At 69.8% G+C, this 19,100-nt stretch carries 16 protein-coding genes and 1 pseudogene; 10 read left to right on the top strand and 7 right to left on the bottom strand.

Going from position 1 to position 19,100, the window contains the following annotated elements:
- The 4 genes from ACWDZ6_RS32145 to ACWDZ6_RS32130 form a co-directional block, all read left to right on the top strand.
- The coding region (locus tag ACWDZ6_RS32145) for a helix-turn-helix transcriptional regulator (protein WP_451505641.1) at positions 1-1,562 on the top strand (1,562 nt) is incomplete at its 5' end.
- Positions 1,563-1,878: 316 nt separating this feature from the next.
- Complete coding sequence (locus ACWDZ6_RS32140; RefSeq protein ID WP_451505640.1) at positions 1,879-2,043, top strand: putative leader peptide; 165 nt, start codon at positions 1,879-1,881, stop codon at positions 2,041-2,043.
- A 21-nt stretch (positions 2,044-2,064) separates the two neighbouring features.
- A complete protein-coding gene (locus ACWDZ6_RS32135; protein ID WP_451505643.1) occupies positions 2,065-2,568 on the top strand; it encodes an ROK family protein in 504 nt (167 codons plus the stop codon).
- Between the two features lie 146 nt (positions 2,569-2,714).
- A complete protein-coding gene (locus ACWDZ6_RS32130; protein WP_451505639.1) occupies positions 2,715-3,593 on the top strand; it encodes a glutathione S-transferase C-terminal domain-containing protein in 879 nt (292 codons plus the stop codon).
- A 264-nt stretch (positions 3,594-3,857) separates the two neighbouring features.
- On the opposite strand, the gene ACWDZ6_RS32125 is transcribed toward ACWDZ6_RS32130, so the two are convergent.
- Positions 3,858-4,268: a Fur family transcriptional regulator gene (locus ACWDZ6_RS32125; RefSeq protein ID WP_451505638.1), complete on the bottom strand. Its 411-nt coding sequence runs from the start codon at positions 4,266-4,268 to the stop codon at positions 3,858-3,860.
- A gap of 115 nt (positions 4,269-4,383) precedes the next feature.
- Positions 4,384-4,623 (bottom strand): hypothetical protein, encoded by a 240-nt coding sequence (locus tag ACWDZ6_RS32120; RefSeq protein ID WP_451505644.1) that lies wholly within the window; start codon positions 4,621-4,623, stop codon positions 4,384-4,386.
- Here ACWDZ6_RS32120 and ACWDZ6_RS32115 point away from each other — a divergent pair.
- Positions 4,507-4,891 (top strand): annotated as a pseudogene (locus ACWDZ6_RS32115) (transcriptional repressor). The gene ACWDZ6_RS32120 and the pseudogene ACWDZ6_RS32115 overlap by 117 nt on opposite strands.
- A 33-nt stretch (positions 4,892-4,924) precedes the next feature.
- Positions 4,925-7,156 carry a catalase/peroxidase HPI gene (katG, locus tag ACWDZ6_RS32110; RefSeq protein WP_451505637.1) on the top strand — a complete coding sequence of 744 codons (2,232 nt, stop codon included), beginning with the start codon at positions 4,925-4,927 and terminating at the stop codon, positions 7,154-7,156.
- Positions 7,157-7,387: 231 nt separating this feature from the next.
- Here the strand turns inward: katG and ACWDZ6_RS32105 are convergent, their stop codons facing one another.
- Positions 7,388-7,735 (bottom strand): VOC family protein, encoded by a 348-nt coding sequence (locus tag ACWDZ6_RS32105; RefSeq protein WP_451505636.1) that lies wholly within the window; start codon positions 7,733-7,735, stop codon positions 7,388-7,390.
- A 209-nt stretch (positions 7,736-7,944) separates the two neighbouring features.
- On the opposite strand from ACWDZ6_RS32105, the gene ACWDZ6_RS32100 reads away from it, so the two are divergent.
- A complete protein-coding gene (locus ACWDZ6_RS32100; RefSeq protein ID WP_451505635.1) occupies positions 7,945-10,059 on the top strand; it encodes a SpoIIE family protein phosphatase in 2,115 nt (704 codons plus the stop codon).
- On the opposite strand, the gene ACWDZ6_RS32095 is transcribed toward ACWDZ6_RS32100, so the two are convergent.
- From ACWDZ6_RS32095 to ACWDZ6_RS32085, 3 genes are all read right to left on the bottom strand, one after another.
- The gene (locus tag ACWDZ6_RS32095; protein ID WP_451505634.1) at positions 10,034-10,654 is read right to left on the bottom strand and encodes a TetR/AcrR family transcriptional regulator; all 621 of its coding nucleotides are present in this window, start codon (positions 10,652-10,654) and stop codon (positions 10,034-10,036) included. The genes ACWDZ6_RS32100 and ACWDZ6_RS32095 overlap by 26 nt on opposite strands.
- Positions 10,655-10,755: 101 nt before the next feature.
- Positions 10,756-12,825, bottom strand: coding sequence for a discoidin domain-containing protein (locus tag ACWDZ6_RS32090; protein WP_451505633.1), 2,070 nt, complete (start codon positions 12,823-12,825; stop codon positions 10,756-10,758).
- 434 nt (positions 12,826-13,259) lie between these two features.
- Positions 13,260-13,991, bottom strand: a complete 732-nt coding sequence (locus ACWDZ6_RS32085) for a helix-turn-helix domain-containing protein (protein ID WP_366732399.1) — start codon at positions 13,989-13,991, stop codon at positions 13,260-13,262.
- 387 nt (positions 13,992-14,378) lie between these two features.
- Between ACWDZ6_RS32085 and ACWDZ6_RS32080 the strand changes: the two genes are divergently transcribed.
- Genes ACWDZ6_RS32080 through ACWDZ6_RS32070 form a run of 3 tightly spaced genes read left to right on the top strand, consistent with a single transcriptional unit; the run spans position 14,379 to position 18,215 of the window.
- Positions 14,379-15,254, top strand: coding sequence for a universal stress protein (locus ACWDZ6_RS32080; RefSeq protein ID WP_451505632.1), 876 nt, complete (start codon positions 14,379-14,381; stop codon positions 15,252-15,254).
- Positions 15,255-15,279: 25 nt separating this feature from the next.
- The gene (locus tag ACWDZ6_RS32075) at positions 15,280-15,819 is read left to right on the top strand and encodes a hydrolase (RefSeq protein WP_451505642.1); all 540 of its coding nucleotides are present in this window, start codon (positions 15,280-15,282) and stop codon (positions 15,817-15,819) included.
- A gap of 2 nt (positions 15,820-15,821) precedes the next feature.
- Positions 15,822-18,215: a glycoside hydrolase family 65 protein gene (locus ACWDZ6_RS32070; protein WP_451505631.1), complete on the top strand. Its 2,394-nt coding sequence runs from the start codon at positions 15,822-15,824 to the stop codon at positions 18,213-18,215.
- Between the two features lie 282 nt (positions 18,216-18,497).
- Here the strand turns inward: ACWDZ6_RS32070 and ACWDZ6_RS32065 are convergent.
- On the bottom strand, positions 18,498-19,100 hold a 603-nt coding region (locus ACWDZ6_RS32065), incomplete at its 5' end, for a pyridoxal-phosphate dependent enzyme (RefSeq protein WP_451505630.1).

The following is a 19,100-nucleotide window of genomic DNA, read 5'->3' as shown; positions in this document are numbered from 1 at the left end:
AAGCCGCCCGCGCGGCTCGCGCGGACCTTGCGATGCGCGCCGCGACCGATCTCCTCGCCCGCGACGCCGCGCCCGCCGACCGGGTTCGCGCGCGGCTCGCCGTGCTGGACACGGCCGGGCAGGGACTGACCGGCCTCGACGAGATCTATGTCCACGCCATGGAGGACTCCGAGGGCGACACGGCGCTGCGGGCGGCCGTCCAGCTCCGGCTGGCGGTGAAACACGTACTGGCCGACGGTGATCCCGTACGCTCCCGGGCCGCCGCCGTCGAATCCGCCGCGCTGGCCGGATCGGTCGGCGACCGCAGGACGGCGGCCACGGCGCTGACCGTCCAGGCGCGCATGGACCGCGTACTCGGCTCGCCGGACGCGGAGCGGGTCCTCACCGAGGCCCGAGCCCTCGAGATGGTCGAGCGGCCGCTGGGCATCCGTAACGCCGCACAGATTCTGACGATCCGTCATGCACTGTTCGACGACCGGCTCACCGACGCCCGCGACCAGCTCAACGCCCTGCTGCCGCTGGTCGAGCGCCGTGGCCCGGTGGAGGACGCCATCGAGCTGTTCCATACGCTCGCGGAGATCGAGGCCCGGCAGGGCCAGTGCGCGGCGTCGCTCGCGCACGCCGGTCGCTCGCTCGCCCTGACGCTGGAGGCTGGTCTCTCGCCGGGGCCCGCCTGGTACACGCTGGCTCTCGCGGAGAGCGCCGGCGGCAGTTTCGCGCGCGCCGCGAGCTATGCCCGGCGCAGTGTTCAGGCATCCGAGGAAGAGGGCGACCATGTCTTCCTCTCCCGCAGTCTGTACGCACTCGGCCGGGTCCAGCTCGTGACCGGGGATGTGGCGAACGCCCTGGAGACCCTGCGCCGGGTGCAGTCCGGTGAACGCGCCCAGTCGACCGTCGACCCCTCCATGCTTCGCTGGCACGAGGAGCTGGCCGAGGCGCTGATCGCGAACGACGCTCCGGAGGAGGCCGCGGCCCTGCTTGCCGATGTGCGACCCGTCGCCGAACGCCTGGGCCGCGCAACGGTGCTGCTCGGCTGCGACCGGGCGTACGCCCTGTATCTGGCGGCGGCCGGAAAGCCCGAGGAGGCGGCGGGGCTGCTGACGGCGACCGCCGATCGCTTCGCGGCGGCGGGACTGCCGCTGGCACGTGGGCGGGCGCTGATCGCCCTCGCCCGGGTCGAACGCCGCCGCCGAAGACGGTCGGCCGCGCAGAACGCGCTGCAGGCCGCGGCCGCGGTCTTCGAAAGGGCCGGTGCGTCGCCCTGGCTGGCACTGGTGACGGAGACACCGTCCCGTACGACCGAACCCGACCCGGCCCGCGGCGGCGCCGTGTCCCTGCTCACGGAGGCGGAGCTGCGGCTCGCGCTGCTGGTCGGCGTCGGGGCCAGCAACCAGGAGGCGGCGGCGAAGCTGTACCTCAGCGTGAAGACGGTCGAGGCGCGGCTCACCCGTATCTACCAGAAACTGGACGTCCGTTCGCGCGCGCAGCTGGCAGGCGCCCTCAACGCGTGGCCCGCCCATCGGACGTCGACGGACACGACGGACGGCCCGGCGGCGGACTGACATCGCGCATCGTTTGGAGCGTTGCGGGCCGTCGTTCGCTGAGCGCCCGGCTTCGACTGCGCTGCCGGTGCGGGACTCCCGGCGTGGGCACGGTCAGCGCCACTTGCCGGGTTTTGTGCCGGGCGGTGACAATGAGCCGGCATGGGGTTTCGGTCGCCGGGTTGGAGCGGGACCGCAGTGAGCTTCGGCCAACGTTTCCTCATGTGCCGACGTCAGCAACGCCGAGACTCCCGGAGTTCGAGGATGACATGGCGACTGCGGGGAGAAACAGCACCGGCATTCATCAGTGAACCGGAGTCGGTCACGTAACGGCCGCATGGCGGCGACGCGAAGCTGTCGTTGCAGAAGTGGGTCTGCCAACTACCACCTGTTGACGGGGGATCGGTGCCTGGATAGCTTCGCCGGCATGTGGATCTTCCCGCGGTTCACTCGGCGGCGAGCCGTCGATCTGATGCGTGTCGCCGCCGCGCTGTGTAGCTGACCGGCACCGCATGCCGGAGCCATCCACACGTCCCCGGCCATCGGGCGGGTTCCCTCGTGTGCCTGCCCGTGCTGGGGCTGCCTCCAGTCCGAGGTGTCAGAACCGGCGCTGGTGCGGCAGGCGGCCGAACAGGGCCTGCACGTACCGACGTTCGTGGCGCTGCTGCAACTGGCGGTGGGCGGCGATCCGACCGCGGTCGCATTGTTCCGCAGGAGGGCGCGTCTTGTCGGCAGAGCGGCGGCCGTCCTGCTGGACATGTTCGATCCGGAGGTGCTGGTGACCGTAGAACCCGGAACGGGCCGGATGCCGCATTGCCTGGCCGAGTTGCGGGCCGAGGTGGGCCAACGCTCGCGCCCGGCGAGATACGGGAAGGCCCTCTTGACGGTGCCCGAAGGCCGCTCCACACTCCGTACCAGGATCCCTGGTGAATGGGTGGGAAATGATGGGGCGTCTGGAGTCGGCCACCGACCGTGCGGTTCGCATGCGTCGGCTGACTCCCCTGCTGACCTCCCGCCGCCACATTGATCTGCTGCGTGTCTGCAGCGCGGCAAGCCCTCTGCGCTGACCGTCGGCACCCGCATACCCGCCGCCGCGTACGAGTACGCGTCGATGTCGCGCGCCCATCACCCGACGCCCGCCGTGCGTCTGCGAACCAGAACCCGGGGAGAGCCATGTCCGCCACACCCCTGACAGCCGTGCCGTCCGCGCTGCCCCTGCCGCCGTTCCGGGGCAGGATCGGCCGTGACGCGCGCAGCGGCCACTACGCCGCCCCGCGCCGCTACCGCCTCCACCTCTCGCTGTCCTGCCCGCACTGTCTGCGGATCGCCGTGACACACGGTTTGCTCGGCCTCGACGACATCCTCCCGGTGACGCGGCTGTCGCCCGTGCCCGACGGACCCGACGGTGGACACTCCACGCTGCGCGGGCTGTACGAGGCCAGTTCGCACCGGTACCCCGGAGCGGCCGCGGCACCAGTGCTCAGCGACGAATGGACAGGACGGATCGTCAGCACATACACCCTCGACATCCTGCGCGACCTGGACCGACGATTCGGCGGCCATAGCTCCGACTGCCCCACGCTGTACCCGCACGGTGCGGAAGCGGAGATCGCGGCCGTCGGACGTCTGTGCGAGCAGGGCATCAATGAAGCCGCACAGTGCGCCGGGCAGGCCGGCACCGACCGCAGGGCGCGTGACACCGCCCTTGGCTCCCTACTCCGCGTACTGGATTCACTGGAGCGGCGGCTCACCCATCAGGACTGCGTGCTGGGCGACGAACTGACCGCTGCCGATGTGCAGTTGTGGGTGACCCTGGTGCGCCTCGACACCGTGCACCGCTGGCACCTGGATGCCGCCGCAGTGCGCCGCATTGCCGACCATCCGCACCTGTGGTCCTACGCACGGCGACTGGCCGCCCACCCCGCCTTCGGCTCCCACCTCGACCTCGACGGCATCGCCCGCAGGCACCACGCACACTGCCAGGGGTTGGAGGCCGCCGGGGCGGCAGTGCAGATCCTGGACTGGGCGGCACACACGCATCGGACAGGGTGACGGCCCAGCTCGGCTGAGCACGTCGGACCCAGGGTCAGCGCGGGCCTCGGCAGAGCCTCGACGCCTCCGGCCGCGTCGGGGAGTCGCGGCCGGCGCCGCGGTGCCAAGCGCGCGATGCGGGCGCATTACCTGCAGGACGTCGACCTGTTCACCGAACAACGGCCTGTTCAGCCCGGCGAAGCCGCCACAATGGCGGCCGAGCGGGGCTTCGGCGACCGAGGAGCGCACTTCCCGACGTGCCACCGCCGACCAGGCGCGAGCTCGTCAGGCGCAGGCGGGGCACAGCCCGCGGTAGGTGACCTCGACCTCGGACACCGTAAAGCCGAACCGCTCCACCGCCGGGAGGCCGGCCAGCGGATTGCCGGTCGGGTGGACATCGCGGATGGTGCCGCAGCTGGAGCACACCAGGTGCTGGTGCGGGTGGTGTGCGTTGGGGTCGTAGCGCTTGGCGCGGCCGTGGGTGGAGACCTCGATGACCTCACCGAGGGAGACGAGCTCGCCCAGGGTGTTGTAGACGGTCGCCCGGGAGATCTCAGGCAGCAGCTGCGCCGCGCGGGTGTGCACCTCGTCGGCCGTGAGGTGCACGTGGTCGCCGTCGAGGACCTCCGCAACGACACGCCGCTGGGAGGTCATCCGCCAGCCACGCCCTCGCAGTCGCTCCAGCAGGTCACTCATTTCGGTTCACCTATTCGGGTTCGGTGGGATACCCGGAGATTACCAGTGCTTGTCCGGGTTCCTATTGAATATGAGTTTGGCGCGCTTCTTGACTTGGATTCTATCCATCATAGGATCAGTTCCGGTGATAGCCAATGGACAGGAAGACTCCAGATCCGGCATGAGACAGAGACGTGACGGGACCATCGCCGAGGGGTCGCACGGTGTCGGCCTGCGTGTGACGGCCGCCCGCCTCACGCTGCCCGAGACCGTCCGGGACGGTGACCACCTCGGCGTCGAGGCGATCGACTTCGTGCGGTGCGATCGCGTGGGCCATATCGCCCCACGCGATCGTCCGGGCCATCTCGCCCTTCAAGTCAACTGTGAGGCCCTCCGCGCCCTCACCGCGACGGGGCCCGCTCCCCGCCTCGAACCGGCCGGCAGCCCTGCCCGGTTCGAGGGACGCGTCGGGAACAACCACCACCACGTCATGTGCCGGTCGTACGGTGTCGTCGCTGATGTCGGACGCGCGGTCGGCGGGGCCCCTGCCCGACCGCGTCCGACGACCACGGCTCTCGGTCGACGAGGCCGACGTCATCTACTGGGGCCTGTGCCCCGGCTGTTCCACCGCCCGCAGTTCCTGAGCACCGTGATCCGCCCACTCCGGAAGGATTCCCATGTCTGAGAACCATGATGCAATCGTCGTAGACGCGAAAACGGAGGGCGAAGGTGGTTGCCCGGTTGCGCACGGGCGGGCCCCGCACCCGACGCAGGGCGGCGGGAACCGCCAGTGGTGGCCGGAGCGGCTCAACCTGAAGATCCTCGCCAAGAACCCCGCCGTGGCCAACCCCCTCGGCGAGGAGTTCGACTACGCCGAGGCGTTCAGGACCCTCGACCTCCCGACCGTGAAGCAGGACATCGCGGAGGTGCTGACGACCTCGCAGGACTGGTGGCCCGCCGACTTCGGCCACTACGGCCCGTTCATGATCCGGATGGCGTGGCACAGTGCCGGCACCTACCGGATCAGCGACGGCCGCGGCGGTGCCGGGGCCGGCCAGCAGCGCTTCGCCCCCCTCAACAGCTGGCCGGACAACGGGAACCTCGACAAGGCCCGCCGCCTGCTGTGGCCGGTCAAGAAGAAGTACGGCCAGAACATCTCGTGGGCCGACCTCATGGTCCTCGCGGGCAACGTCGCCCTGGAGTCGATGGGCTTCGAGACCTTCGGCTTCGGCGGCGGTCGCGCGGACGTCTGGGAGCCCGACGAGGACGTCTACTGGGGCCCCGAGACCACCTGGCTGGACGACGAGCGGTACACCGGCGACCGCGAGCTGGAGAACCCCCTCGGCGCGGTCCAGATGGGCCTGATCTACGTCAACCCGGAGGGTCCGAACGGCAACCCGGACCCGCTCGCCGCGGCCCGCGACATCCGTGAGACGTTCCGCCGGATGGCGATGAACGACGAGGAGACGGTCGCCCTGATCGCGGGCGGTCACACCTTCGGCAAGACCCACGGTGCCGGCCCTGCGGACAGTGTGGGCGAAGACCCCGAGGCCGCCCCGATCGAGGCCCAGGGCCTCGGCTGGAAGAACACCTACGGCACCGGCAAGGGTGGCGACACGATCACCAGCGGTCTCGAGGGTATCTGGACGAACACCCCGATCACGTGGGACAACAGCTTCTTCGAGATCCTGTTCGGCTACGAGTGGGAGCAGTTCAAGAGCCCCGCCGGTGCGCACCAGTGGAGGCCGAAGGACGGCGCCGGGGCAAGCACCGTCCCCGACGCCCATGACGCGTCGAAGAGCCACGCCCCGACGATGCTGACGACCGACCTCTCGCTCCGGTTCGACCCGGCCTACGAGCAGATCTCGCGGCGCTTCCTCGAGAACCCCGACGCCTTCGCGGACGCCTTCGCCCGCGCGTGGTTCAAGCTGACCCACCGTGACATGGGCCCGATCGTGCGCTACCTCGGCCCCGAGGTGCCCACCGAGACGCTGCTGTGGCAGGACCCGCTCCCCGCCGCCACGCACGAGCTCATCGACGCCGAGGACATCGCCTCCCTCAAGGGCCAGATCCTTGGCCAGGGCCTCTCGGTGTCCCAACTCGTGTCCGCCGCGTGGGCGTCGGCCTCGTCCTTCCGTGGCAGCGACAAGCGCGGCGGCGCCAACGGCGCGCGCATCCGCCTCCAGCCGCAGAGCGGGTGGGAGGTCAACGACCCCGACCAGCTGGCGACGGTGCTGCGCGCCCTGGAGGGGATCCAGCAGACCTTCAACGCCGCCCGGACGGGCGGCAAGCAGGTCTCGCTCGCCGACCTGATCGTGCTCGCCGGTGCTGCTGCCGTCGAACAGGCCGCCAAGGACGCCGGCTTCGACGTCCGGGTGCCCTTCACGCCGGGCCGCGCGGACGCTTCGCAGGAGCAGACCGACGTGGAGTCGTTCGCCGCGCTCGAGCCGACCGCCGACGGATTCCGCAACTACCTCGGGAAGGGCAACCGGCTGCCGGCCGAGTACCTGCTGCTCGACCGGGCGAACCTGCTGACCCTGAGCGCCCCCGAGATGACCGCCCTCGTCGGTGGCCTCCGCGTCCTGGGCGCGAACCACCAGCAGTCGCCGCACGGCGTCCTCACCACGACCCCCGGGTCTCTGACCAACGACTTCTTCGTCAACCTGCTCGACCTGGGCACGACGTGGAAGGCGACGTCCGAGGACGCGAACACATTCGAGGGCCGCGACGCCGCCACGGGCGAGGTCAAGTGGACCGGCACTCGCGCCGACCTCGTCTTCGGGTCGAACTCCGAGCTGCGCGCGCTCGCGGAGGTCTACGCGAGCGACGACGCGAAGGAGAAGTTCGTCAACGACTTCGTCGCCGCCTGGGACAAGGTGATGAACCTCGACCGGTTCGACGCCGTCTGATCATCACGTCCAGGTCGGCCGGCGCCGGCCGGCCTGGACGTCCTCAGTCCGAAGGACCCCGACGTCGTCCGCCTCCGGCACGACGTGGAGAGGGCCGCGGTCGAGCGGGGCGCCCGCCCGCTGGCCTGCCGCCCCTCACAGCCCGGACCGTACGCGGATGCCCGCGGGCTGTCTGCGGGCTCCCGGCCGGGCTTGTCGCCCCCGGGAAGCCGGGTTCCGAGCACCCGCCCCTCAGCTGTGGCTGAGGACGTTTACCACAAGGCCGTTCGGGTCGCGGACGAAGAAGCGGCGGACTCCCCACTCCTCGTCGGTGAGCGGGTGGACGATCTCCATACCGCGCTTCCGCATGGTGGCGTAGGCCGCGTCCACGTCCTCGACCTCGATGCTCATGTCCGGCGCGACGGCGGCCGTCTTGTCGCTGGTCATCAGGCTCACCTGGACCGCTGGGTTGTCGGTGGAGGCAAGCGTCATGATCCACCCGAGGTTCATGACTTCCTCGAACCCCAGAAGGCTGTAGAACTCTGAGCTCTCCTCAAGAGCTTCCGACTGGACATTGGGAACGATCCGGCGGACGTACATCTCAAGACTCCGGTGAGTACGGGGAGAAATCCTGCGTATACCGCTGTGAGGTGTGGATGCCGAGCCCATGCAGCGTATCGAAACGGGCTCCGGGCCGATCGGGGTTGGCCGCACGCGGGACAGGAGCAGGTCTTTCGGCTCTCCGTCCGTGCCCTGCCGCGTGCGGAGGCTGATACTGGGAGGGTCCCCTGCTGGCGTGAGGTCCGGCGATGAGCGATGACATGCCGATCGAGGAGCTGACCGACTCCGCTGGTGCGGGCACAGGTGCCGGCGGGTGGCTGGGTGTGCTGCCGGTGGCGCTGGTGGCAACCGGAGCCGACGGCCGGATCGTGCGGTGGGATCCGGTGGCGCAGGAGCTTCTGGGTTACCGGGCGCCGGAGGTTGTCGGCCGGCATGTGGTGGAGCTGATGCATCCGGGCGCTGACCGGAGCCTTGGCCGGTCTCTGTGGGAGGCGGCTGCCGCGGGGCACGGTGTGATGGGGGTGGTCACGGCGTGGCACCGGGATGGGCACCCGCTGGAGCTGGAGATCTGGGCATGTCCGGTCCCGGGCGGTGATCGCAGCCCTGGGGTGCTGGTTTTCGCGGCCGACGCCGCCGGTGCCCGCCGGGTGCGCGGGGCGTCGGCGGTGTGGGACGGGTTGTTCGCCCGCTCTCCGGTAGGGATCGCGGTGTTTGACACGCAACTTCGGTTCTTGCAGGTCAACCCGGCCTTGCAGGCGATGAACGGGGTCCGGGAGGCGGCTCATGTGGGCCGTCGTCTGGCACAGGTGCTGCCGGAGGCGAATACCGGGGAGATGGAGGAGGTGATGCGCCGGGTCCTGGCGAGCGGGGAGGCAGTGCTGGACTTCCGCCGCATCGGACGGACACCGGCCGACCCGGACCGCGACCTGGTGTGGTCGTGCTCGTTCGTCCGTCTGGAGGATGCCCACGGCCGGCCGATCGGGGTCACCGCGTCGATCATCGACATCACTGCCCAGGAGCAGGCCCAGGCAGAGGCGGAAGCCGGCCGCCGCAGGCTCGCTCTGCTGAACGACGCCAGCGTCCGGATCGGAACGACACTGGAGCTGGAACGCACCGCGCAGGAGCTGGCCGAAGTGGCGGTGCCGGACCTGGCCGACGTGGTCATCGTCGATGTGCTCGAAACAGTCGCCGCCGGAGCCGCACCCGGCGTCGGGCTGGTCGGTGGCGCCACGCTGCGCCGCCTGGGCAAGGCGCCTCTCAGCGGCTCGCCGGTCGCCGATGTGCTGGCTCCGCTGGGCCGGACTCTGTCATTCCCGGCTACCGCCCCCTACACCCAGGCCCTCGTCCAACGGCAGCCCTTTCTGATCGCCCAGTTGGACAACAGGGCGGTAGCGGGTGCGGCCCGCCACACCGACAAGCCCGAACAGCTGCTGCAGATGGGCGTGCACTCGTTCATGATGGCGCCCATGCTCGCCCGTGGCGTGGTGCTGGGCGTGGCGTCCTTCTGCCGCGTCGGCACGGCCAGACCCTTCGATTCCGCCGATGTCGCGCTGGCCGGCGATTTGGCCGCCCGTGCGGCGGTGTGCGTCGACAACGCCCGCATGTACAGCCGGGAGCATGACACCGCTGTGATCCTGCAACGCAGCATGCTGCCGCAGCATGTGACGCCGCCGCCGGGGTTCGAGATCGCCCACCGTTACCTGCCGGCCAGTGACGTCAACGAGGTCGGCGGCGACTGGTACGACGTCATCGCGCTCCGTGACGGGAAGGCCGCGTTGCTGATCGGGGACGTGATGGGCCACGGCACCGCTGCCGCAGCCGTCATGGGGCGGTTGTCCAGCTCCGTGCGGGCGCTGGCCCGTCTCGACCTTCCCGCCGTCGAGCTCCTGCACCACATGGAGGCCGCCCTGGCCGACCTCTCCGACCCGCTGCTTGCCACCTTCCTCTACGCCGTCTGCGACCCGCGCACGGGCAGCTGCCAGGTCACTTGCGCCGGTCACCCGCCGCCCGCCGTCGTCGCCCCCGACGGCACCGCGCACCTGCTGCGGTTGCCTACGGGGGTACCGCTGGGCGTCGGAGGCGTCGAGTTCACCACTACCGAGGTGGCCCTGTCCCCGGGCAGCCTTCTCGTCCTGTACACCGACGGCCTCATCGAAGCCCGGGGCCGCGACATCGACGAACGTCTGACCGAACTCACCCGGCTGCTCAGCGGCACCACGCCGCTGGCCGACCTGTGCGACACCCTGCTCAGCCATCTCGCCCCCACCTCCGCCGATGACGACATCGCCCTGCTCATCGCGCGCATCGGCACCCCCGACGCCCGGCAGCACGGGACTGTCAGTGCGACGGCGGCGACGACTTGACGTCGTCGCGGACGAGGCTCACGACCTGGTCGGCGATCGTGTCGAGGATGTCCGCCGCCGCTGTGTCGTCGCCGAGAACGAGGAAGTTCAGGGTCAGTCCGTCGGTCATGACGGCCAGATAGCGGGCCAGCACGGGGACAGGTACGCGGAGTTCGAACTTCATGCTGCGACGGAGCTGTTCGATCAGTTCGGTGTAGGTGTCGGAGTACAGCTCGTACTGCCGTCGTGCCAGATGGTCGAACCCCGGCTGGCGCAGGGCGTACTGCGTGAGTTCGTAAGTGAGCATGTGCTCCCCCGGGTTGGCGGACACATGGTCCCAGTAGGCCTGGAATCCCGCCCGGATGGTCTCCCGCAGGGTGGCCTTCGGCCGGATCGCCTCCTTCACCACCGTGACGTAGTGATCGGTGATCGCCGCGATGACGGATTCGAGCAGGGCCTGCTTGGAGTCGAAGCAGTAGTGGAAGACGCTCAGTGAGACGCCTGCCTCCGCGGCGATGGACCGGGTCGTCGTCCTGGAGACACCGTCGCGGGTCATCGCGCGGATGGCTGCTTCGATCAGCTGTCGGCGCCGCTCGGCCGACGGCATCCGTGCCATGTGGTTCCCTTCGTTCTTGTACCGGGGCATGGGGCCGGGGCCGGCCGGATCAGGAGAGCTGATCCGGCCGGCCCCGGCCCCTGGGCGCTCCGTCGGTGGTGTCAGCTGCTGTAGACGCCGACTTCGTGGAGGGAGTAGCCCCATTTGGTGCCGCGCTCCAGCCCGTGGACGCGTACGTATCGGGCTGACGTTCCGTCGAACTGTGCCGTGTCCAGGCCGCCGTCACCGGCGGTCGTGGACCACACAGACTGCCAGTTCGTGCCGTCGGTGGAGACCTCGATGCGGTATGCCTTCCCGTAGGCGCGCTCCCAGTCGAGGGTGACACGCTTGATCAGGTTCGGTGCCCCGAGGTCGATCCGGAGCCACTGGTCGTCACTCCAGTCGCTCGCCCAGCGGGTGCCCCCGTTGCCGTCCACGGCCCTGTCGGGTGCGTAACTCGTGAACAGGCTCCACTCCGACGAGCTGGCCGAGGCGGACGAGCCTGCGGCGAGGTTCACCCCGGCCTTGTGGCTCTCGGACGCCTTCCAGGTGTCGAGGTAGGACTCGGCGCCCCGGAAGAGGTCGTCCACAACACCCTTGCCGCCGACGATCCGTATGTCCTCCAGCCAGTCCGGGACCAGACCGTAGTGCGCTGCGCCGTCGGTGTTGATGTCCCAGGTGCGCTGGCCGGTGGTCTGTCTGTCGATGACGGCGCTGCCGTCGGCGCTGCGGAAGGGGTACCGAACCGGGTTCGGGGTGTTCGCGCCGCGGGGGCCGGGCCAGCCGCCGACTCCGTTCATGTCAGTGCCGTAGCCATAGCCGACGTTGTACTTGTCGCGCAGCGCCTTCGTGCGGTTCGCCTCCGCGCTGAACCCCTCGGCGCCGTGCATGTACTGGGCGACGAAGCCGCCGAGACGGTAGACCCGCTCGGTCCAGTTGAGGTCCATCCAGCTGTGCGAGGAGATCACACCGGGGTACGACTCGGACTCGAGGATGTCGAAGGCCTGACCCGCGGCCTTGACGCCCATGTGGTCGATCTCCAGCATCATCTTGCGTTTCATCATGCCGCGCACGGCGTACTCGCCGAGCTCGGTGAGGCCGCGGGTGTTGCACTGCGCGTCCGCGGCGTACGACGGGACCTGCACGCCCTGTGGGAGTTTCTTCTCCGCCTCGGGCGCCGGCGCGATGCCGATCGGGTTGTCGTGCTGCGGGCCCGCGCACTTCTCCGTCTTCCAGAAGGTGCCGGTCGACAGGAACTGGCCGACGTTGATCGCGGTGCCGAGGGTGCCTCCGTCGAAGCGGACCCCGCACAGGGCGTTGTCGAACTTGTGGCACAGGAACATGCTGCGTACGCCCAGCTTGTGCAGCTCGTCCAGGCCGCGGTCGATGTCGTCCTTGCCGCACTGCGCGATGTCCAGGATCTGCTTGCAGCCGAACGGCTCGGAGGTCTCGACCCCCAGAACGACGGCCAGCTTGCCCTGCTGGATGACCTCGCGGGCCTGCGCGGAGTCGGTGACGATCCTGAACCAGCCCTTGCCGGGGCCGCCGTACATCTTGTCTATGAAGGCCTGCATGTCGTACGTCTTCTGCGCCTGCAGGCGGATGGAGGTCATCTCGTCGCAGCTGCGGTCCTTGAAGAAGTAGACCGAGCAGATCACGCCGTTGGTGACGAGGTCGTTGACGAGCACCCGCTGGCCGCTGCGCCAGGTCCGTTCGACCCAGGCGTAGTAGTTCTGCTGGTGGGTCAGCGAGTCATGCGCGGGCCAGTCCTTGAACGTCGGCCAGCCGTTGGGGTCGTGCTTGCCGTCCCCGCCCTTGGTGATGAAGTCGAAGATCGCGAGCGAGCCGTCGGGGTAGTGCTCGGGACAGTCCTTGAGCGCGTCGGCGACGCCCAGTTCGGAGAACGGCTTGCCGCAGATGAGCCGGCCGCCGAAGGCCTCGTTGGACATCAGGTGGTTGTGCGCGTCGACGAAGCCCCGTACCTGGCCCTGGGAGTCGGTCCCCTTGAAGGGCTCGCCCGTGACATTGATCTGGGAGTCGGGCGCGGGCCGTGCGGCCGGGGTCCACCAGCCGGAATCGGCCGATGAACTGGGCGCTGTGCCGAGGACCATGGCCACCACGGTGAGAAGCAACGACAGAACCGCGATGGGCCTTTGCCTTCGTCTGAGGTGCGGGTGTCGAGTCAGGGTCATCACTCATGCCTTCGGTGAGCGGATGGTGCGGTCGAGGAGCCGACGCCGTCCGGACCATGTCCGTCCCCGGGATGGATTGTCATGGCCGGTGCAAGCGGTGCGACGAGAATCGCGACTATCACACTCAGAGTCAATAGTCCGGGACAATCGACCTGATGGGCTCGAAGTATCCGCCGAACTCCTCGGACGTGCAGGGGTGATGACGATCAGTCAGGTTCAGAGCGACCGCTCCCGCGGGCGACGGCCTCTCGTCCGCGACGCGGCTCACGGGTAGCCGTCGCCGGCCGGTCCCGTGTCCCGATGAAGCCCGTGAAACCCTCTGGCCCGATCCGGCGCCGTGCGACGGCGGGCTTTCATGCCGTGCCGACGGCTCCACAGGCGAGGTCCCGTCCCGGCGGACCGCTCGGTCCCGCCGAGCACTGCCTCCAGCTGTGTCAGGACGCGGAAGCCTCCGGGTCTGCGCCCGAGGAAGGCGCATGGGTCTGCCTGACGTGGATCCGGCGGCCCGTGAGGCGGCTGGGCGTGATCGTCACCCACAGGTCGCGGTCACCTCCCGCCCATGGGGTGGTGTGTGCCTTTTCCTCCAGATGGCGCAGGGCTTCGGGGTCGGTGACGACATGTGCGGGGCCGACCGCGAGAACGCTCCAGCCCTGACTCAGCGCATCGTCGATGTGATCCACCTCGAACGCGACCTCGGTGTCCGCGGCGGCAGCGGGAACGGCGTCGGGGGCCGTTCTGTACGCCACCATGTCGTCCATGACGAGGTAGTTGACCGGAACAATGGCGGGTCCGTCCGCGGTGGAGACAGCCACCCTGCCCACGCCATGCGTCGACAACTGTTCACGGCACTCCTCGACGGTCATCTCCACCAGCTCCGGGTGGTACCCCGCCCGGCCGGCTCCCGGCGGCAGATCCGTGCCGCCCCCGGTCAGGTCGGCCACCGTGGTTTCGAGGGCGTTGGCCAGGCGCAGCAGGAAGCCGATGCCGGGTGTGACGGCCCGTTCTTCGATGTACTGGAGGTATCCGGGTGCCGATCCTGCGCGCAGAGCGACGTCCTCACGGGTGAGTCCGATCTCCTCACGGCGCTGTGCCACCCGTCGGCCGATGTCGCCCCCTGTCGGCCTGGACTGCGGGTCGGGCGAGTCCCCTGGCTCATTGTCCGGCATTCTCAGCACTTCCCTCGGTGATCCACGACCGGTGATCCACGACGCTCCGCCGGGCAGCGGTGTCGCTTCCCACTCCAGCCTCCACCTGAAGCGGGCGCGTCGCACGGGCCGGCTCCCGACCGGGTTCCTCGCCCCTGTCGGCGCAGCAGGCACTGAGGCCCGGTTCCGGGGGAAGCCCGGCAGGTGCGCGGCACTCCGCCTGGATGTTGAGTGGACAGAGAGGCACTGTGCCGTGGCCTGCCTTTCCAGGGGCATGCCCGCGGGACTGAGGCATGTGGGGCCGAATGCCCCGTACGGGTGCCGAAGCGCCTCCTCGCCGCCCCGCGCACTGTGGGGCGGTGACAAAAGCAACGCCTCCAATCAGCCGGATGAAAGGTGGTGGGGACGATGGAGCTGCCCCTTGTCGTGGGCGTGGACGGATCGGAGTCCAGCCTCGGGGCTGTGGACTGGGCGGTGGACGAGGCCGCACGCCATGGAATTCCCCTCCGGCTGGTGTACGCGTTCCTCTGGGAGCGGTACGAAGGGGAGACGCCTTCGTACAGCCTCGACCGCCCCTCCGAACAGGTGCTCGCGGAGAACATCGTCGATACCGCCGAGGAGCGCGTCCGTCGGCGCAACCCGGATGTGAAGGTGTCCACCGAGGTGCTGCCCGAGGAAGCGGTGACCGCACTGCTGCATGAGGGGTACAGCGCCTTCGCGCTCGTCATCGGATCACGTGGCCGCGGGGACCTCGCAGGTCTGCTGCTCGGTTCGGTGAGTCTGGCGGTGGCGGCACGTGCCCACTGCCCGGTGATCGTCGTACGCGGCGACAAGGCCGCCCAGTCGGGTACCCACAAGCGGATCCTCCTGGGTGTCGGTGACCTCACGGCAGGCTCCGGCGCGGTGGGCTTCGCCTTCCGCGAGGCCGAGGCGCGCGGCTGCAGCCTCGACGCCGTACACGCATGGCGCCGCCCTGCGCACGAGAGCGCCGACCAGGCCCGGCGCGCCTCGGACGCGGCGAAGCTCCACGAGATGAGGGCCGCCACCTTGCTCGACGAGGCACTGGGCAGGGCTGCGGGCGACCACCCCGCCGTCCGGGTGAGCCGGGCCACCGTGGAGGGTCCGGCCCGCAAGGTGCTGCTCGAGCGTTCGGGCGACGCGGACCTTCTGATCGTGGGAGCCGAGCGCCGTCAGGGGCACCTCGGGCTCCAGCTGGGCCGACTGGCCCACACAGCACTGCATCACGCCGCCTGCCCCGTTGCCGTCGTACCTCAGCGTGTGTGAGCCCTTGATTGCCGCATTGAGCGCCGTGGAAGCGGTGGTCTTCGAGCCCGACGGAGTGATCACCGACTCCGCGCGGATGCACGCCGCGGCCTGGAAGACCGCTTCCGACACCTGTCCGCGGGACCACCCGCCCTCCGACCCCGGTCCGAGGTGCCCGTTCGACCCGCGCGAGGACTGTCTGCGGTTCGTGGACGGCAGGCCCCGGATGGACGGCGCCGCCTCGTTTCCCGCCGCAGACGGGATGCGGCTGCCCGATGCCGGCGTGCGGAGGGGCGCCGCGTCCAACGGCGGCGACGCCGGCCTCGGCCTGCCCGGTAAGCCCGACCAGGTGCTTTTCCTCGAAGCCGCCCGCCGGCTCGGTACGCCCGCCGGCCGCACCGCGGTGGCCGAGGATGCGCTCGCCGGGGTGGAGGCGGACCGACGCGGGGGTTCCGGCCGGGTGGTGGGCGTGGATCGCACCCCGGGGCCCGACAGCGGGGCAGCACTGCTCCGGCACGGCGTGGACCTGGTCGTCCGCGACCTGGCCGACCTCCTCAGCGACGGCGCGGACGACGCGAAGGGCTGACGATGCGGGACTGGACCTGGGACTACGAGGGCTACGACCCCGGTGACGAGCGGCTGAGGGAGTCGATGTGCACCCTCGGAAACGGCTACTTCGCCACCCGCGGAGCCGCCCCGGAATGCGTCGCGGACTCCGTGCACTATCCCGGCACCTATGTGGCGGGCTGCTACAACCGCCTCACATCCGAGGTGGCGGGGCGCCTGGTCGAGAACGAGGAAATGGTCAACCTGCCCAACTGGCTGCCGCTGCGATTCCGTACGGGGACGGGCGACGACGCCGCACCGTGGTTCACTCCGGACACCGTGACGCTCCTCGACCAGCGGCTGTCCCTGGACCTGCGCTCCGGCACCCTGGAGCGGCATGTGCGGTACGAGGATGCCCAGGGGCGCAGGACCCTCGTGCGGCAGCTGCGCCTCGTACACATGGCACAACCTCATCTGGCGGCCCTGCGCACCGAGTTCACGGCCGAGAACTGGTCCGGTGACATCGAGGTCGAGGCCGCACTCGACGGCGCCGTCACCAACGCGGGAGTGGACCGCTACCGGCAGCTGAACGGCGACCACCTGACCCATGTCCGCACAGGCACCTGCGCCGCGGACACCGTGTGGCTGCGCTGCCGCACCAGCACATCAGGCATTCGTATCGGTTTGGCGTCCCGCACCACAGTGGAGGGGCCGGTCACCCGGACCTGTGACCATCTCGCCGAGCTGCGTGCCGCACAGCTCCTGCAACTCCCGCTGGTGCAGGGCCGTACCACCACCGTCGACAAGACCGTGGCCCTGCACACCTCGCGGGACCCGGCGATCAGTGACCCGCTGCGTTCCTCGGTCGACCGGGTGAGCCGGGCCCCGGGCTTCAACGCGCTGCTGTCCTCCCATCGCACGGCCTGGCGGCTGCTCTGGCGCAGAGCGGCACTGGACGTCGCGGGTGAGGCCGGCCGCATCCTGCGGCTCCACCTCTTCCATGTGCTGCAGACCCTCTCCCCGCACACCGCGGACCTGGACGTCGGCGTCCCGGCCCGGGGGCTGCACGGCGAGGCATACCGCGGGCATGTCTTCTGGGACGAGCTGTTCGTTCTGCCCTATCTCAATCTGCACTTCCCCGAGGTCTCACGGGCGCTCCTGCGCTATCGCCACCGGCGGCTGGAACAGGCCTGCCTGGCCGCACGCGACATCGGGCGGACCGGTGCGCTCTACCCGTGGCAGAGCGGCAGCGACGGCCGTGAGGAGACCCAGCTGCTGCATCTCAACCCGCACTCGGGACGCTGGCTGCCCGATCACTCCCGGCTCCAGCACCATGTCGGCTCCGCCGTCGCGTACAACGTCTGGCAGTACTGCGAAGCCAGCGGTGACACGGAGTTCCTGCACACCAAGGGTGCGGAGATGCTGCTCCAGATCGCCCGGTTCTGGGCGTCGTCCGCCGCCTACGACGAGAGCCTGGGCCGGTACCGGATCCGCGGTGTCGTCGGCCCCGACGAATACCACGACGCCTACCCGGGCGCCGAGGAACCGGGGCTCGACGACAACGCGTACACCAATGTCACGGCGGCCTGGGTGCTCACCCGCACCCTGGACGTCCTGCGCGCCCTCCCCGAACCGCGCCGCCGGGAGCTGTTCGAACGCACCGGCCTGGACGGAGCCGAGCTCGACTGCTGGGAGGACGTCTCCCGTAGACTCCGGGTCCCGTTCCACGCCGGTGTCATCAGCCAGTTCGACGGCTACGGCGACCTCGCGGAGCTGAATTGGGACGCCTACACAGCTCGCTACGGCGACATCCGCCGACTCGACCGGATCCTGGAAGCGGAGGGTGACACGGTCAACCGCTATCAGGCGTCCAAGCAGGCCGATGTGTTGATGCTCGGTTATCTCTTCTCGCCCAACGAGCTCAAGGAGCTGTTCCGTCGTCTCGGACACGAACTGGACGAGCAGACCTGGCGCGACACCGTCGACTACTACCTGCGGCGCACCAGCCACGGATCCACGCTCAGCGGACTGGTCCACGGCTGTGTGCTGGCGCGTGTGCGACGCGCCGAGGCGTGGAAGTACTGCCGGGAAGCCCTCGAGGGTGACATCGCCGATCTGCAGGGCGGGACCACGGGCGAAGGGATACACCTCGGCGCCATGGGCGGCACGCTCGATCTCGTACAACGCGGACTGACCGGTCTCGAGACGCGATCCGGGGCACTGTGGCTGGACCCCGTACCCCTGCCGGAACTCAGCGAATACGGATTCGCCCTTCGCTACCGAGGGCACTGGGGTGTTCGGCTGCGGATGCGGCACGGAAAGCTCGAGGTCAGCGTGCCCGCGTCCGACCGTTCGCCGATCGCCATCGTGCTTCCCGACCGGGCGGTCTCCGTCGAACCCGGGGAATCCTGCCGGCTGACGCTGCGGGATCGCTGATCCGCGGGCCGGCGGCACCGTGACTCGGGTGCCGCCCCGCCGCTCAACGGTGCGCGAGTCCCCGCATGTCCCGCCTGAAAGGCGGGACGCGTCGGTCATCGGGCCCGCGTAGGCCCTCACCCGCAGCACCCAGCGGTTCCGCCTGACTGGACGGGCTGATCGTGGCGGTGTCCGCGAGCGGTCGGCCGACGAGCACGGTGAGACCGGGCAGCCGGTCGGTTTGGCCCTCTCCGATCACCCCCGGTCACCGACCGCCTGCGGCCACTGACCGGGATCAGTCGCCTAGGTCTTGCGATCCTGGAGCTGATGGCGCAGGTTGCCACCGTGGTCGCCGGTCTGCAGGTCCGGCCGCTGGCCCTGCCGCGCGGGGGAGGCCGCCCAGGAACCGGTGGCCGAATCGTCGGAGTTGAGGACGTCCTTGCCGTAGAGGTCCTGCAGCCAGTTGACCTGGTAGATGGTGTCGAGGTAGCGATCGCCCAGGTCCGGGGCAAGGGCCACCGCGGTGAGTTCACGCGTGTCGTGCTGGGCGAGCCAGCCCATCGCGGCGCTGACGACCGTGCCGGTGGAGCCGCCGAACAGGAATCCGTGCCTGGCCAGACGGTGGCAGGTACGGATGGTGTCCGCCTCCTCGACGCGTATCACCTCGTCCACATAGGACTCGTCGAGCAGCGGGGGACGGATGCTCATGCCGAGGCCCGGGATCATCCGGCGGCCCGGCTCACCGCCGAAGGCCACCGAACCGACGCTGTCCACGGCGACGACATGCACCGGCCGCTGCCGCTCCCGGAAGTAGCGCGCGCAGCCCATCAGGGTCCCGGTGGTGCCGGCTCCGACGAACAGCACGTCCAGTCCGGGGAACTGGCGGGCGATCTCCGGCGCTGTCCT

The organism is Streptomyces sp. NPDC002926, assembly GCF_053591755.1.
The sequence above is the reverse complement of the archived record's forward strand: the minus strand, read 5'-3'. Positions and strand labels throughout refer to the sequence as shown.